The sequence below is a fragment of the Paenibacillus riograndensis SBR5 genome, assembly GCF_000981585.1.
GTDB classification, from domain to species: Bacteria; Bacillota; Bacilli; order Paenibacillales; family Paenibacillaceae; genus Paenibacillus_AQ; species Paenibacillus_AQ riograndensis.
Genome location: NZ_LN831776.1, coordinates 3,832,608 through 3,847,649, shown reverse-complemented (window position 1 = coordinate 3,847,649; position 15,042 = coordinate 3,832,608). Strand labels below are relative to the sequence as shown.

At 47.8% G+C, this 15,042-nt stretch carries 15 protein-coding genes and 1 pseudogene; 2 read left to right on the top strand and 14 right to left on the bottom strand.

Going from position 1 to position 15,042, the window contains the following annotated elements; all coding sequences use genetic code 11:
• Positions 1 to 69: 69 nt before the first annotated feature.
• The 6 genes from PRIO_RS16085 to PRIO_RS16060 form a co-directional block, all read right to left on the bottom strand.
• Positions 70 to 477 (bottom strand): MerR family transcriptional regulator, encoded by a 408-nt coding sequence (locus tag PRIO_RS16085; protein ID WP_020434178.1) that lies wholly within the window; start codon positions 475 to 477, stop codon positions 70 to 72.
• 34 nt (positions 478 to 511) lie between these two features.
• A complete protein-coding gene (locus tag PRIO_RS16080) occupies positions 512 to 1,837 on the bottom strand; it encodes a hypothetical protein (protein ID WP_046503442.1) in 1,326 nt (441 codons plus the stop codon).
• Positions 1,834 to 2,922, bottom strand: coding sequence for a DUF58 domain-containing protein (locus tag PRIO_RS16075; protein WP_046503440.1), 1,089 nt, complete (start codon positions 2,920 to 2,922; stop codon positions 1,834 to 1,836). Before PRIO_RS16075 ends, PRIO_RS16080 begins: the two co-directional genes overlap by 4 nt.
• Before the next feature lie 3 nt (positions 2,923 to 2,925).
• Positions 2,926 to 3,906, bottom strand: coding sequence for an AAA family ATPase (locus PRIO_RS16070; protein WP_020434181.1), 981 nt, complete (start codon positions 3,904 to 3,906; stop codon positions 2,926 to 2,928).
• Between the two features lie 273 nt (positions 3,907 to 4,179).
• Entirely contained in the window at positions 4,180 to 5,556 is a 1,377-nt protein-coding gene (locus PRIO_RS33900; RefSeq protein ID WP_407944497.1) for a right-handed parallel beta-helix repeat-containing protein, read from the bottom strand.
• A gap of 890 nt (positions 5,557 to 6,446) precedes the next feature.
• Positions 6,447 to 7,307: a DUF421 domain-containing protein gene (locus PRIO_RS16060; protein ID WP_020434184.1), complete on the bottom strand. Its 861-nt coding sequence runs from the start codon at positions 7,305 to 7,307 to the stop codon at positions 6,447 to 6,449.
• A gap of 173 nt (positions 7,308 to 7,480) precedes the next feature.
• Between PRIO_RS16060 and PRIO_RS16055 the strand changes: the two genes are divergently transcribed.
• Positions 7,481 to 7,687 (top strand): DUF1657 domain-containing protein, encoded by a 207-nt coding sequence (locus PRIO_RS16055; RefSeq protein WP_020434185.1) that lies wholly within the window; start codon positions 7,481 to 7,483, stop codon positions 7,685 to 7,687.
• Between the two features lie 81 nt (positions 7,688 to 7,768).
• On the opposite strand, the pseudogene PRIO_RS16050 reads toward PRIO_RS16055, so the two are convergent.
• From PRIO_RS16050 to PRIO_RS16020, 8 genes and pseudogenes are all read right to left on the bottom strand, one after another.
• Positions 7,769 to 8,173 (bottom strand): annotated as a pseudogene (locus PRIO_RS16050) (ATP-binding cassette domain-containing protein); the annotation flags it as partial.
• Complete coding sequence (locus PRIO_RS16045) at positions 8,157 to 8,543, bottom strand: ABC transporter transmembrane domain-containing protein (RefSeq protein WP_167345626.1); 387 nt, start codon at positions 8,541 to 8,543, stop codon at positions 8,157 to 8,159. The gene PRIO_RS16045 and the pseudogene PRIO_RS16050, both read right to left, overlap by 17 nt.
• Positions 8,492 to 8,851, bottom strand: coding sequence for a hypothetical protein (locus PRIO_RS16040; RefSeq protein WP_039791365.1), 360 nt, complete (start codon positions 8,849 to 8,851; stop codon positions 8,492 to 8,494). The genes PRIO_RS16045 and PRIO_RS16040 overlap by 52 nt, the downstream gene beginning before the upstream one ends.
• A gap of 1 nt (position 8,852) precedes the next feature.
• Positions 8,853 to 9,626, bottom strand: a complete 774-nt coding sequence (locus PRIO_RS36820; RefSeq protein ID WP_020434188.1) for an ABC transporter ATP-binding protein — start codon at positions 9,624 to 9,626, stop codon at positions 8,853 to 8,855.
• Positions 9,575 to 10,588 (bottom strand): ABC transporter permease, encoded by a 1,014-nt coding sequence (locus PRIO_RS36815; protein ID WP_231869913.1) that lies wholly within the window; start codon positions 10,586 to 10,588, stop codon positions 9,575 to 9,577. Before PRIO_RS36815 ends, PRIO_RS36820 begins: the two co-directional genes overlap by 52 nt.
• Positions 10,589 to 10,791: 203 nt before the next feature.
• Entirely contained in the window at positions 10,792 to 12,225 is a 1,434-nt protein-coding gene (locus PRIO_RS16030) for an MATE family efflux transporter (protein ID WP_052741467.1), read from the bottom strand.
• Positions 12,226 to 12,390: 165 nt separating this feature from the next.
• A complete protein-coding gene (locus tag PRIO_RS16025; protein ID WP_046503434.1) occupies positions 12,391 to 13,182 on the bottom strand; it encodes an HAD-IIB family hydrolase in 792 nt (263 codons plus the stop codon).
• A 23-nt stretch (positions 13,183 to 13,205) separates the two neighbouring features.
• Positions 13,206 to 13,826 carry a DapH/DapD/GlmU-related protein gene (locus tag PRIO_RS16020; RefSeq protein WP_046503431.1) on the bottom strand — a complete coding sequence of 207 codons (621 nt, stop codon included), beginning with the start codon at positions 13,824 to 13,826 and terminating at the stop codon, positions 13,206 to 13,208.
• Positions 13,827 to 13,944: 118 nt separating this feature from the next.
• Between PRIO_RS16020 and PRIO_RS16015 the strand changes: the two genes are divergently transcribed.
• Positions 13,945 to 14,844 carry an AraC family transcriptional regulator gene (locus tag PRIO_RS16015; RefSeq protein WP_046503429.1) on the top strand — a complete coding sequence of 300 codons (900 nt, stop codon included), beginning with the start codon at positions 13,945 to 13,947 and terminating at the stop codon, positions 14,842 to 14,844.
• Positions 14,845 to 15,042: the final 198 nt, after the last annotated feature.

Sequence of the window (15,042 nt, the reverse complement as noted above, 5' to 3'; positions counted from 1 at the left end):
CCAGGTACAGAGTCAAGCAGCAATGAGAAGGCGCAATTTGCAAAAAGGGCGGATTTCATAATACGGTCGCTAATCTTCCATCTTGAGGATTTGCAGCGTCTCCTGCACACCCGGATGCCGTTCGGCAGATTCGAGGTTTCTTTTCAGATCAACAAGCAGCAGCCTGGTTTTCTCCCGTTTGGCAATTTCAAGGTCCACAGCGGTCATCTTCCGCTCTATAGCCATAATGAAATCAGGTATACTTAATTTTCCATCCTCCGACTTCTTCAGCGCTTTTGTGATTTCACGCAGCGTGAAACCGCAGTTCTTGGCGTTCTGTATAAAAATAATCCGTGCAAGTGTCTCTTCCGTATACACCCGGTAACCCGAGGCAGTCCGCTGCGGCTGGGGAAGCAGACCATGCTTCTCGTAATACCTCAAGGTTTCAATATTCACTTTCGCTTCCTTTGCCAGTTCTCCGCGTAAATAGGTAACCACGGTGAGCCTCCCTCCTGCTGATGACCTGAAACGATTATAATTTCAGTTTTTCTTTCAGCCGCAGTACCTCTGATTCCGGAAGCTCAGCAGCCCCGTATCTGGCCTGATTGTAGAAATGGAGAAGCTCAGCGGACGCTGCGGCTGCCGCTTCATTCTTGCGCTGGCGCTTTCTCCCAGCATTCCATTCCGCAATGTCTGCCATGGTTTCTTGCGGTGTAAGATAATTCCTCTGCAAATATCCTTCAGCGCGTTTGGCCTGCAGCCAATGGCGGTACAGCCAGCGGGTCCGCTCTCGTCCCCCGTTCATTCCTTCCCAGCGGTCCCGTCTGGAAGCGGACGCCAGCCGGTTCCGCCAATAATCTCTGACGCCCTGTACCGTCTTCTCCCAGGTGAAGATGCTTTTCTCTTCGTCCCGGTAAGCGGTATTGTTCGGAATTGACTCTTTTCGCAGCAAGGACAGCAGGGAATCGATGAACCTCCGCCACAATCCTCCCGTATTGCGGTACAGCCAGCGTAGACCGTAATACAGCACTACCGCCAACACTGCCGCTCCGAAGGCATAAAAAGCATAATCAAGGAGCATCGACAGCAAGCCCGGCTCTTGCGATTCCGCCGGCGGCATTTCGGGCATAACCGGAGGCGGAGCCTCTTGAAGTAGCTCGCTTTCGCCTGAGCCGGAGAATAGACGGCTTAACCAGCCGAAGAATGCCTGCGCGGCATGCCAGATGAGCATTCCTAATGCTTTGCCTGCTCCTGCTGCAAGCACTGCGGCAACCGTGATGAACAACAACACAAACAGCCGGTTATGCCTCCGCAGTCCTGCCGGCAGCGGGGTGCCAGCCCCCGAGAAGGAACTATAGCGCAAATGGCTGGTGTTGGTATCCAGCAAAGCCAGGACCAGGCATAAGCTGCCGCTCCAGGTTAAACCTGCAACACTAGGCTTCAGCAGCGGAACCCTGGCGAAAACAATAGTTGCGGCAAAATATACTGCGATCCCGGCAACATAGTATCTGAGCCTGCGATCCCGGCCGGCAGCCGTCGTCCCCAGATAAGCGCATATGGAAGCACCTGCATAAAGAGGGATTCCCTTCAATCCATATGCACCTGCCAGAGCTCCCGCCAGCGCACCCAATATAAGCGCCGCCAGCAGCTGCTTCCACTTCCGGTTGCACTTTTCCCGGAGAAGTACGCCTGTCATGGATACAAGCGGCAAGGTATACATCCAGGGAAGCACAGCATCCCCCGGCTGCAAATACTTCTGCAGCACGATCCACACCGGAAGGAACAGCAGCCATTCCACAATACAGGACAGCATGAGCTTTAGTGTCGTTATCAACTGAACTGAGCCCAATGTCTTCATGCGCTATTCCTCCCTTCACCAGGAATATCCAGCCACTCGATGCCATTCCCGGCCAGCCTGAGCTGTTCAGCCGCCTGCTGAAGTCCGGCGCCGCGGTGACAGGAAATAATCAGATAATCTGTATCCGTGCTTCCTCTCTCGGCTTCAAGCTCCAACAGCCTGCTCATGGGCAGTACTCTTTCCAGGCTCAGCCTCGCCAGCAGACTGAGGATGTCCTCCATCCGGCCCATCGGCTCAGCATTGACGGGATCATGTTCACCATCCCCGTCCAGTCTTCCATTGCTGAGGAACCCTGTCTCAATCCCATGTCCTACAGCATAGTCAGCTATTGTAGCTGCGTAGCGGATACCCAGTTCAATCCGCTCCATATCCGTTACCGTCCTCCACATGGAATCACTGATTTCCATGTTCAGGCAGATCATAAGCCTGGAATCGGCAGTGAAATCCTTGCGGTGAACCTGCATTTGTCCGGTGCGGGCCGTGGCTTTCCAGTTGATGGAGCCCAGGGAATCTCCCGGACTGTACTCCCGTGTACCCGCTGTTAAGAACGGGTCGTGTACGATCCAGCGTTTGACGGGAAGCTCTCCCAGCCAGCTGTGGATCGGAAGCGGCAGTTCATACATATCCACCATGACCGGATAAACCATCAGCTCCAGGTCCAGAGGAAAGGTGTGGGTATTGCGGCTAAGGCCAAACAAATCTCCTGTAGTCATGGTTGCCGTATCCAGACGGAAAAGGCCGCGTTTTTCACAGCGGACCCGGTGGGTCCGCTTAATATGGCGATATGGCCGGAGGTAGAACAGGCTCACATGATTTTGGTAGATTTCCCCGCTGCTGATGCCGAGATTCTCCTGGCTTCCAAATTCCAGCCCTCTCGCGATGCTGGACTCCAGACGAAGCCAAGGCAAGGGCAGCAGTTTGCCATTGCTGATCTCTTCTACCATTTCCACGGTTTCCCCCTCAAACGCTGCCTGTGAAGAGAAATAACGGATATAATTCACTTTCTTCAGTGCATTCCGCTGATAGATTGCAGAAATGAACATCAGCAGCAGCAATGTGCTGATGATGAACCAGGGCAGTGTCATCTTCTATTCCACCCTTCCACCTCTTGCAGCTGCCGGTGCCGGTTCCGCCGGAACCTCCACTTCACGCAGCACCTGCTGCACAAGCTCTGCAGCCTGCCCTTCCCGTGAACCCGGTCCACGCTGCAGAAGCAGACGGTGGGCGAGCACCGGCATCGCCACCGCCTTGATATCATCAGGCAGCACATAATCTCTCTGCCGGATGAGCGCGCAGCCCTGGGCGGCACGAAGCAGCGCGAACCCGGCGCGGGGGCTAGCCCCCAGCTTGACGGATGGCGCCTGGCGCGTCGCTTCAACAATTGCGATGATGTAACCAAGCAGATCATCGCTGACCGTCACCGCTGCAGCAAGCTGCTGAAGCTCCTTAATATCTCTCCCGGAAGCCACAGCTGACGTTTCCAATAGGGGATTGTTCTCACGGAATCTCTGAAGGATATGAACCCCCTCTTCAAAAGTGGGATACCCCGTAGTGATCCTCATCAGGAACCGGTCCAGCTGCGCTTCAGGCAGCGGAAAGGTCCCCTGGCTGTCCACCGGATTCTGCGTCGCAATGACGAGAAAAGGCGCTTCCAGCTCATGCGTTACACCGTCGATGGTAATCTGCCGTTCTTCCATGCATTCCAGCAGGCTGGACTGGGTGCGTGGAGTCGCACGGTTGATCTCATCGGCCAGCAGAATGCTGGAGAACACCGGGCCGGGGCGGAATTGGAATTCGCCTGTTTTCTGATTATAGAAATTGATTCCGCTAAGATCCGAAGGAAGCAGATCGGGCGTAAACTGTATACGCTTGAAGGAGCAGTCCAGCGAGCGTGCCAGTGTTTTGGCGAGCATGGTTTTGCCTGTACCGGGCACATCTTCCAGCAGGACATGTCCATTTGCCAGTAGGGCGGCTAACAGCAGATCTACTCCTTCCGCTTTACCTACAATAACTTTAGCAAGATTCTCTCTTATTGCCTGTATGAGTGCGGCAGCTTCTTGAAGCATCATGAAGAATAACACCATCCGTTCCATATAAAGGTATGTACTAAAGCTTAATCATACCAGAAAGCGCCTCCAATATATAATAGATAAGTCGCAGCGTTCATTTGACAGTCCTGCCAAGCTTGGAGCGGATGAATGCGGCAATGAAGTAATAGACGGGGATGCATTCTATGAACAACCTGGTCTTGAAATCCGTATGTTTGATCTTATGCCGCAGCAAAAAGGAACCGGGTCTATGCACCCGATTCCTTGACACAGCTTCTACATATCTGACGGGTTCTACTGAATGGCGGCCCCAATATTAGTGCCGCTTGGAGTACCTGAACCTATCAAGTCGCTGCCGGCGGCCAGCTTCAGGAAGTTGCCCAGACTAAAGGAACCGTCAGTATTCCGCACTACCGAAGGAGTCAGACTCACGAAATCGGCGCTGCTGGCTGCAAGTCCCTTGCCGTTCACGCTGGCATTACTTTTCCACCAGACATTTGTGCTGGAAACATCCGTACCGCTCGTTTTGTCACTGGATGTACCGGCAAAGCTCAGGTTGTTCGTGAATACATGGGTACCTGAATCAAAAGCAAAGTTACTCTGCCCGTTGCTCCACGAGGTGTTGTTGGTCAATTGTATGGAACCCTGATTGCTGTTGTAAGTGAAGCCATGCTTTTTATTCTGGAAAGCAACACTGTTGGTGACAATGTGGTTCACGGCAATTTTGTCCCCGCCCAGCTTGAAGCCGTTGCCGTCGCTGTTGGCGGTTGTATTGCCATCCGAGGTTTGGCCGTTTTTATATGCCACACTGTTCTTGATCGTTACCGTTCCTATTGGACCTGTCTCTGATTTGGTATACAAATCCCACCCGTCATCTGTGTTCCAGGCCGATATACATTTGTCGAACACATTGCCGGGGCCGATGGTCAGCTTGGCGGCAAAACCGTCCGCATCCTCCCCGTTGTCCGGGTCGAAATTGTCATGCGAATAGACGCCGATGATCTGATTGTAACTTGGCCAGTCGCTCATGCTGGAGGCTGAAGAAGCGTAACGGCTGATTTGCAGGCCGGAATCCCGGTTATGATGTGTCTCCACATTTTCAATAATGTTGTAGTTACCGCCGATGAAGATCCCGTTGTCTCCGGCTCCTTTGACTTCCAGGCCTTTGACATACCAATAATGTCCGAAGATTTGCAGTCCGCGCTCTGTGGATGCGAAGCTTTCACCAGAGAAATCAAGCACTGGCTTCTCACTTCCATAGGCAACAAGGTTTTTGCGGGAACTGGAAGTTCCGCTGTTGTCCCGGTCTATAGTTACCGGGGAGGACAGGGAGTACGTTCCGCCCCGCAGATAGATCGTCCCTCCCGCAGCAATCCGGGTCAGTGCCGATCCCAGGGTAGTTGGGCTTCCAACGGTTCCTGCATTTCCGGCTGCACCGTTAGGCGCTGCATACAGCACACCGGAAACCGGGCTCACTGTTGGTGTTGCTGCAGGTGTGGCCGTGGGTGCAGCCGTAGCCGTCGGTGCAGGAGTTGCTGTAGCGGTTGGCGCTGCGGTTGGGCTGGTTGTTGGTGCTATGGTTGCTGTGGCGGTTGGACTAGAAGTCGGAGTAACACTGACACCGCTTACAATAACATTATCGAATTTGGCGGATGTCTTGTATGCAATCAATCCAATCCCGCCAGAAGCAAAAATGTTATCGTGTGCATTTAACTGCAGCACATTATTTACGTACATGTTAATTGAATCCCCGCTTAGCTCAAGTTTAACGGTGTAAACAGTTCCAGCGGTGACGGCGTAACCGGTTTTAGCTGCGAGCGTAGTGCTTTCTCCACCGGATTTTTTACGGATCTCCAGTGTGCCCCCGTTCGAGTTGGATATTGAAGCCGCATAGTAGTTGTTCCCGTCGGTATAACGTCCGCACACATATGTACGGTTGTTCCCGTTGAAATTATCGACCTTTACATCCGCCTGAACACTATAATCGCTCCAGGAGCTGCTGCCTGCGGAAGTCCGTCCTTCGGAACTGCCGGATTGATAATATACATAAGAGCTACCATCCTGTACTACAGACCATGTGCCTGTCGTGCTGGTCCAATTGCCGGGGCTGCCGGACTCAAAATCATCACTGAAGAGGCTTGCCGCCTGTACTGACGGTATCCCCCATTGCAGGCCGCCAAAAGCGAGTACAGCAGAGAGGGCAATCGATGCGGTGAATGCAAATCCCTTTTTTATTTTCACGTTAACATTTACCTCCAAAGTGTTTTATGGTTTTCGGAACCAGTTGAGCTGTTGCAGGCTCGCAGTTTGCTTGCTGTTCTCACCACTGCATTTATCGCGTTCATCGCATTCCCCCTTCCTCTCTGATATGCAGTTCACTGTAAAAATCAATTTTTTGCAGCGGCCTGCCTAATCTTCACTATAAGTAAATATTTGTATTTGTACAGATGTTTTTTCGGAATAATATTACAGTATTGTGAATGGATTGTATTTACACAAGAAAAGGCCCGCAAACCAACCGTTTGGGGCCTCATTACTCTATACTCTACGATTCATCTCTTTCAGTTTTGGACAAAAGGCTTCAGCTGCTTAAGCAGGCCCTGCAGTTGTTCCGAGCACTGGCCGTACATTTTTTTCGCCTGTTCATTGTTGGTAGAAAGGCTGAACAGCTCCAGGTCTGCTTCACATTTCTTCAACAGCGCGTACAGCTGGGGTTTTTCCTGCGTTTGAGGGACCTCAACACTGTCAGTGTACAAGTCCACCGTGAGCTCACCATAGGAATCCACTTGGGCCAGATACACATTTTCGGGAGACAGATTCAGCTTTTCCAGCTCCCCCATCAGCCAGCCGCGTGTCAGTCCCAGTGCGTCCAAGGGTTCATCCATAATCTCACCATCCATAATAACCGCTTGGGTTTCCTGCTCCGGTGCCACCTTCACCCCCAGATGCTTGGGTGTCAACGGCTGATTTTCACGGGTCAGCAGCACATTGATCGCCCCGTCTGTTTCCATAATAGCGAATTCCACATCGGCCACATTAAATACATCCTTTTTACGCAGCTCCCCCAATAATTCGTCGGTCGTCAACCGTTCTTTTTTCATATTGTCTTCAAGGATTTTCCCATCCTTAATCAGCACGGTTGATTTGAAATCAATGAAGTCTCTGGCCTTTTTGCTTTTCATTTGCAGAAACTCGATACCTAGCGAGAAAGCAACCCAGACAATCAGTGCGATGACCCCCAGATGCCACGTTTTGTCCGTGTCCAAAGAGATGTACGCTGCAAGACTGCCCACAGTAATCCCTGTAATGTATTCAAAGAACGAGAGCTGTGAGACCTGTCTTTTACCGAGCAGCTTCGTCAAAAAGAAAAGCACCACCACCGCAAAAACGGTGCGCCAAACTACTTCAAGCCATTCCGGCATTTTTGTAACCTCCCGATTATCCTGTATTCATGTCTGTCGACCTTCATTATTTGCCAGAAGGTGCGGAAATAACCATGAAATTTTTTACTGGTTAAGTCGTGAGGTATACAATTTCTTGTCTCGACAGATACTATATCGCGTTAACGAACAATCATTCTAAGGAGGTGTAACAAATGACTGTAGCTTCACAAGTGAAAACCTGTGTCTCTTCTTTGAAGAGCGCCCAAGCCAGCCTTGAGCAATTTGCATTGGAAACGCAGAATCAGGAAGCCAAAAACCTGTTCACCAATGCGGCCCAGCAAACTCAGCAAATTGTAACTCAAGTGGAAAGCCGGGTAACAGAGCTGGAGAAAGAGGAACCTCAATATAAAGGGTTTTAAATCCATTTGAAAAGTTCAGAAAAAAACAGGCTGTCTCTCTGGCATTTCTGCTGAGGGACAGCCTCTTTATGATCCGGCTCTTTATCGGCAATAGGAAGACACACTTCCAGTAAAAGATTGCTCAGCTTCTTCGGCAAAACCGCTGCCGCTGCTCTGCAGCTCATAATACAGGCCTTTACGCTGCAGCAGCTGTTCATGATTGCCCTGCTCGGCAATCCGTCCATCCTGAATGACCAAAATGGTATCGGCATGGCGGATGGTACTCAGCCTATGGGCAATGACAAAGCTGGTTCTGCCGGAGATCACTTGCTTGACCGCCTTTTGGATTTGGATCTCTGCCAGTGTATCCACACTGCTTGTCGCTTCATCCAGGATAAGCAGTGCACGGTCGGAAAGCATCGCCCGGGCGATGGTAATCAGCTGCTTCTGCCCCTGGCTGAGATTGCCTCCCTCTGCTGACAGTATAGTATCATATCCTTGCGGTAATGAACTCCGAGGCAATCCGCTGCTCCTGATGAAACAGGGCAACGACACGGTGGCCGGATACGGTTTCTTCGATAAACCCGTTGAGCTTGCCCAATTCCTGCTGCTGCGCTTTGAACTGTGCCCCGGTCCGGCTTGCTACTGCACTGGCAAACCATGCAATCAGCGGTGCGGTGACCACGGCAATAAGTGTCAGCCAACCGTTCAGCAGCAGCATCATCGTAAGTGATCCCGCCAGCATGATGATACTGGAGATGATCTGCACCAGACTCTGATTCAGCGAGTTTAAGATATTATCGATATCATTGGTGGTGCGGCTCATCAGTTCCCCGTGGCTTTTGCGGGCAAAAAAAGGAATAGGCAGCCGCTGCAAATGCTGAAACAGTTCCTTGCGCAGGCTTCACACTGTCCGCTGAGAGATATCAGCGAGAAGATAGCCTTGCAGCCAACTCTGACCAGACTGCCCAGCAGATACAAACCCAGCAGCAGCAGACAAAGCTGCAGCAGTCCGCTGTACTGGCCAGGAATAATGTAACGGTCAAGTGCGACTCCTGTCAGGTAGGGACCGAGAAGGGTCAGCCCCGCTGCAGCAATCGTGAGCACCAGGACTATAATCAGCCGCAGAGGTTGCCGGAACAAGTAGCCGGACAATTTTCTCAGAGTATGGGTATTAGTCCTCATGTCAGGCTCCTTGCTGGGATAAGGCGATATCCCGGTAAAGCTGGCTTGTGGCCAGCAGTGTCTCGTGCGTCCCCCGGGCTGTAATGCGCCCTTCATCCAATACGAGAATAAGATCAGCGTGCTGGATCGAAGCGATCCGCTGGGCAATGATCAGGCAGGTGGTGCGTTTCATTACTTGCCGCAGCGAGGAGCGTATGCGGTAATCGGTCCGCAGATCCACCGCGCTGGTACAGTCATCCAGTATGATCATTCCCGGCTTCAGTAATAACGTTGGGGCTATGGATATCCGCTGCTTCTGCCCCCCGGACAGATTCACCCCCCGCTGACCCAAAACCGTACCGTATCCATGCGGCAGCTTGCTGATGAAATCATGAGCCTCCGCGAGACGCGCGGCCTCCTCCACCTCTTCCAATGTCGCCGCAGGATTCCCGTAGCGGATGTTCTCCAGAACCGTTCCACTGAAAAGCAGTGCCTGCTGAAGTACCATGCCCACATGTTGATGCAGCTTCTCTGAAGCCAGCGTATCAATATTCACATAATCGATAGTAATGCGGCCTCCGGTCGCCTTATAAAAGCCGGGGATCAGACTCGCCAATGTGGATTTGCCTGCCCCGTTTACTCCGATCATCCCCACCGTTTGTCCAGGCTCGGCAATAAAGTCAATGTCATGCAGCACCGCATGGTCCAGATTGCCGTCATAGCTTAAGCTTACATGCTCAAAGGCTAACCGGCCGCAGAAGTTGTCTTGGGCATCCTGTTGCGTATTGCGCGGCAATAGCCCGCAGTCCTCTCTATCCGAGGAGTGTCCAGGACCTCATTAATGCGGTCAGCTGAAGCCTTGGCCCGGGAGAGGGTCATCAGCTGGCCCCCCATTCCGAGTGTTGCGAACAGCAGCTTGGTAATGTAGGTAAGAAACGCTGCCAGTTCTCCGACCGAGAGCAGTCCCTTCCCGGAAAGCACACCGCCATACCATAATGCCGCAACTACACTGAAGTTGAGGATCATTGATACCAAAGGTGTATTCAGTGCCATCAGCCTTGCCGCCTTCAGGCTGGCTTGAAGAAAGCGTGAGTTGCTGCCTTCAAATCGCAGCTCCTCATATTCACTTCTCACAAAAGCTTTGACAACCAGGATCCCGGACAGGTTCTCCTGCATCGCCAGGTTCAGCCGGTCCAGCTTGTGCTGTACATCTCCATACAGCGGGATGGACTTCCGCGTAAATACCGTAAGAAGCAGGAGCACCAGGGGAATCATCACCAGCAGAATGAGAGTGAGCTGAGGACTGATCAACACCGCCATGATCAGACTGCCGGTGAATTGGAAGATCTGCCTAGGAAACATGCGGAGTGACATAAGCACCATATTCTGCAGCTGAACCACGTCTCCGGTCAGCCTGGTGACGATAGATCCAGATTCAAAACGCTCCATATTGCGGATCGAAAACGACTGCACTTTCTCAAACATCGCCTGCCGGAGGTCACCGGCAAAATTCTGAGAAGCAATCGTAGAAAAGATTGTGCAGCAGACACCGCCAATCAAGCCGACGGCAGCGGCGGCCAGCATCAGCAACCCGGTTTGGGTGATGTGCCCCAGGTTGCCTGCGGCAACACCATCGTTAACAATACTTTCCATCAGCCTTGGCTGCAGCAGGTCCATCGTAACTTCAAGCAGCATAAACAGCGGCCCGAGCAGGGCCCCGAGCCGGTATGGCTTAAGAAATCTGATAAGCTTTAACACTTGCTGACACCTCAATCATTGCATTATAAGTAGATTACGGGTACAAAATCTTGTATTTCAATCTACTATACCGTTATGAGAGGGTCCGGGTAATAAAGCTTTCCACACATCTGGCTGTCTGAAACATGGCCTCCCTCTCCTCTTCGTCTTCCCTTCGCAATTCTTCGCTAAACGAGGTCGGCTGCCGTCTTGTTTTTATTAAGCTATCGTTTTCTGTTGAAGTCTTCTACTTCAGTAAAATTTCTCGTTATATTCTTCAGCCATTTAAATTGACGATACCGCATTAAGGCAGCTGGCATTTTAACAACTTCATCTAAGCTGATTACAACATATAGAGCAATAGGTGGTAAATGCCACACAAACGCGCTGATAAAACTCAAAGGCAAAATAATTCCCCACATTACAATCGTATCACACCAAAAGCCAAATTTAGAATCTCCTCCTGCAACAAATAAACCAGCAATAGTTGTTGCGTTCATCGACTTAGCAATACAATAATAAATACATATATAAAGCATGCCATGAAGATACTCTTGTGCATTTTGGTTCAAATCAACCGCATAGAATACTAGCGGTTTCATTAATAAAATGAGCCCTCCGGAAAGAACACCAAATATCAGTGCATACCAAATCATCCGGGCCCCTGCTTTTTTTGCCATTTCAATTTCGTTGTTGCCTAAATACTTCCCTACAAGTACTGATCCCCCAGTCGCAATACCCCCACATAATACAACAGCCAAATTTTTCACCACTGATGCAACAGAGTTGGCTGCGACCATATCAGCATTTATATGTCCAATAATTGCGGCGGTTGCAGTCAAAGCGCCACCCCAAACGATATAATTACCTTGTACAGGCGTTGTGTACCTCAAATAATCCTTTAGCAATTTGCGTTGAGCGTCATCACGCTCAGGTAATTGAAAGCGGACTGTTCCTCTTGTAATGGAATATATGTAACACCATCCCAGTTCAAAGAAACGAGCAACGACTGTTGCAAGAGCCACGGATGTAATTGCTTTTTCTGGCATGTTTGGGAAAAGCACAAATACACATAAAGCATTCAAAAGGATATTCAAAAATAAGCCTGAAGAACTAATTAAGGCGCTCAATTGTGCCTGTTCCATACTTCTTATCACGCCGAGAAACATTTGAGTGAGGCCCATTGCAAGGTACGAAAAGGAAATCGTATGAAGAAATTTTGCTCCGTATCTAATTAATTCTTCATCCTGCGTAAAAAAATACATTAGTTCATTTGGAAATAATAAGGAAATACCGAAAAAAATTAGAGAGATAATAGCAGCAAATAGACAGGCAATGTTGAGAACTCTTTGTATAGTATGCACGTCCTTTTTACCCCAGTATTGCGCGGCAAGAATACCTGCACCAGCCGACATCCCCAGATAAAACAAGGTAAGAACAAAAGTGATTTGTCCTGCCAGTGATACCGCCGACATTGCAGACTGACCTACGGCCCCTAACATCACAACATCTGCCGATACTGCAGTTGCCGCTATTAGGTTCTGTAGTGCGATAGGAATAACAAGATGTACAAGCTCCCGATTGAACGTACGATTAAAATTTTTGTCTGTTATATTTACCTGTTTTACTTGTCTTTGCACTCTATACCCTTCTTTCATAAAACTTACAATTTCAATTATAAGAAGCCATCTTAATTATCATTTAGCAAAAAAATCTGAAAACTAATGTCCACGTTTTAAAGCGGATTTTAGTTTTCAGATTTTTGTCAGACATCAGAAATTTAAATTCCAATTTCCCCACTCTTACAATCATTCAAAGATAGATTACTCCCGCAAAGACAACATATGAATAATTGTTTTCATTACCGCATTATCATCATTAGATCCTATGATGTAATTTGCAGCTTCTTTTAGTTCGGGGACAGCATTTCGAACAGCAAAACTGTAGGCAGCACGAACAAGAAGCTCCAGATCATTGTAGCCGTCTCCAAACGCCATTGTCTCTTCCGGCTTTATATTCAAAAGGTGCTGTAGGTGTTCTACAGTCGTACCTTTATGAACATTAATGTTAGCAATATCGATCCAAGCTGACTCAGACGCTACAATGTAAGCTGACTCAAAAAAGGTAGAAAGTTTCTTACGTGTTTCGAAGCATTGAAGCGCCGAGTCATATACCGTAATTTTAACAAAGTCATCATTTAATTCCTTGAAGTCAGCAACTTGTCTAACCTGAGCGTAAGACTTTCTGACAATATCGGTTGGTACAGTGTCTTTTATGACTGCACCTTTCCTAGTACAAGCAATAATAATATGATCTAGGCTAATTTCCTCTAGTTGCTGTATTATTTCAAGACCAAGCTTGTTGCTCAGCAAGTTTTCATAAACAAATTCTCTGTTATGTTTAATACGGGTGGCGCTATCTCCCAAAATCCAAAGATCATTTGCGTCATCTCCGAATAGTTCTTCAACCCTTTCACACTGCTTCCCGGTAACTGGAGCAAAAATAACTCCTTGTTTCTGCATTATCTTTTTTACATCTTGATATAACTCTCTATTGAAATCACCGTTACTGTTCAAAAATGTTCCGTCCATATCAGTGAGCACTAACTTAATCATTTTTATTCTCCTTCTGCTAATGTTTATCTTAAGCTTGCTTCTTCATCCAGATCTTCTTTTGTAATTTCTCTGTCTTTGTAATAATATTTTCGGTCATGTTCATCAATCATTCGCATTACTTTGCATGGATTACCAACGGCTAAGGAGTTTGCCGGAATATCTTTGGTCACTACACTCCCGGCACCAATAACAGTATTTTCACCGATAGTGACCCCAGGACAGATAGTGACATTTGTACCGATCCAACAATTGTCATGGATTTGCACAGGATCTGCGTACATGTATCCTCGATAATCTGGATGAAGCGGATGTCCCACAGTAGCAATGGTTACGGCGGGTCCGAACATCACGTTTTTTCCAATGATAATTTTAGTATCGTCAACAAAATTACAATTGAAATTAATGTAAGACCCTTCACCGATTTCAATGTTGGTTCCATAACAAAAATAGAAAGGTGGTTCAATCCATGCGTTTGTTTCTTTTCCAAATATTTCAGCCATAAGCTGAACCCGCCTATTTAAAAAATCCGGCCCTGTTGAGTTGTAGGCAAGCATTCTCTTTTTTGCCTGCATTCTGTCTTCTGGCAGTCCTTCACAGTAATCAGTAAACAACTTTCCAGAAGCAATTCGCTCTCTCATAGTCATATCTTTCTCCCCTTATCTTTCTTGAAATTATCAAAATTGTATTATTATACTGTTGTTATATCTATACAGATTAGATATAATTTTATTAAAATCGTATATTATTTAAGGAGATGCAACTATGAATGCAAAGCTGGAAGTATTCTCCGACTTATCGGAAGAATTAAATTACAATCTTCCTGATTTCCCACTTTACGTGCGAAAAGGATTGCTAAATCAATTTGATAAATACGCTGCTGCGTGTCACTGGCATCCTGACCTTGAATTTATTTTAGTGCTGGAAGGTGAAATGGAATACTTTGTGAATGGCGAAATAGTAAATATTGAAAAAGGGAACGGCTTTTTTATCAATAGCAGACGCCTTCACTATGGTTTTTCTTCTAAGAAAGTCAATTGTTCATTTTTAGTCATTGCAATACACCCCGCACTGTTTGGAGAAAGCAGATATTTGGGCAAAACATACTTTGAAGAGAACTTCGGTTCTAATACTGAAGACTACATTTTAATTACGCAGCAAAGTGATTGGGAAAAAGACATCCTACTAGCGTTAGAACAAATTTATAAGGAAATGAACAGCACTTCGCATAACGCGCTGCGACTTCTTTCTTTGGCTGCAAAGCTTTGTGCGAATATCAGTGATCATATACAGCATGTTCCTGGGCAAGTTAACGAAAACCAGTCATGGATTATCCTTAGGAATATGACTGGGTTCATTCATCATCATTATGCTTCAAAAATAACGCTTGATGAAATTGCTGCCGCTGGGTCTATCTGCCGAAGCAAATGTTGCGAATTATTTGATGAATATACCGGAAAAACTCCTAACTCGTATCTAGTGCGTTACCGCATTCAAAAGAGCTGTGAGATGCTGACGGAAACAAATAGATCCGTTAGCGAAATTGCTATAAGATGCGGATTTCAAAGTGCGAGTTATTTTTCATATGTTTTTCGTAACGAAATAGGATTGACACCACTGAATTATAGAAAAAATATTAGAATACAATCCTCTTTGGAAAAATGACAGTCATTTTTAATTCCATTATTGTATTGTTAGTATTGTTCGTCGTTCATATACATGTAATTCTCACTTGTATAAAAAGCATATCTCTTGGATTGAAAATTAATTAATTTTTCAAACCAAGTAGCGTTAAGCAAAGAGCAAATAATGAAATAAGAACAGATTAAGAAAGTAGCAGCTAATGTAATTTGGGTAGACAAA

Bases quoted from the DNA above. Each gene is read 5' to 3' on its own strand.
- PRIO_RS16075 (WP_046503440.1), bottom strand. From the start codon at position 2,922: ATGACACTGCCCTGGTTCATCATCAGCACATTGCTGCTGCTGATGTTC.
- PRIO_RS16025 (WP_046503434.1), bottom strand. From the start codon at position 13,182: ATGATTAAGTTAGTGCTCACTGATATGGACGGAACATTTTTGAACAGT.
- PRIO_RS16070 (WP_020434181.1), bottom strand. From the start codon at position 3,906: ATGATGCTTCAAGAAGCTGCCGCACTCATACAGGCAATAAGAGAGAAT.
- PRIO_RS16030 (WP_052741467.1), bottom strand. From the start codon at position 12,225: ATGAAAGAAGGGTATAGAGTGCAAAGACAAGTAAAACAGGTAAATATA.
- PRIO_RS16055 (WP_020434185.1), top strand. From the start codon at position 7,481: ATGACTGTAGCTTCACAAGTGAAAACCTGTGTCTCTTCTTTGAAGAGC.
- PRIO_RS16020 (WP_046503431.1), bottom strand. From the start codon at position 13,826: ATGACTATGAGAGAGCGAATTGCTTCTGGAAAGTTGTTTACTGATTAC.
- PRIO_RS16080 (WP_046503442.1), bottom strand. From the start codon at position 1,837: ATGAAGACATTGGGCTCAGTTCAGTTGATAACGACACTAAAGCTCATG.
- PRIO_RS16060 (WP_020434184.1), bottom strand. From the start codon at position 7,307: ATGCCGGAATGGCTTGAAGTAGTTTGGCGCACCGTTTTTGCGGTGGTG.
- PRIO_RS16040 (WP_039791365.1), bottom strand. From the start codon at position 8,851: ATGAGGACTAATACCCATACTCTGAGAAAATTGTCCGGCTACTTGTTC.
- PRIO_RS16015 (WP_046503429.1), top strand. From the start codon at position 13,945: ATGAATGCAAAGCTGGAAGTATTCTCCGACTTATCGGAAGAATTAAAT.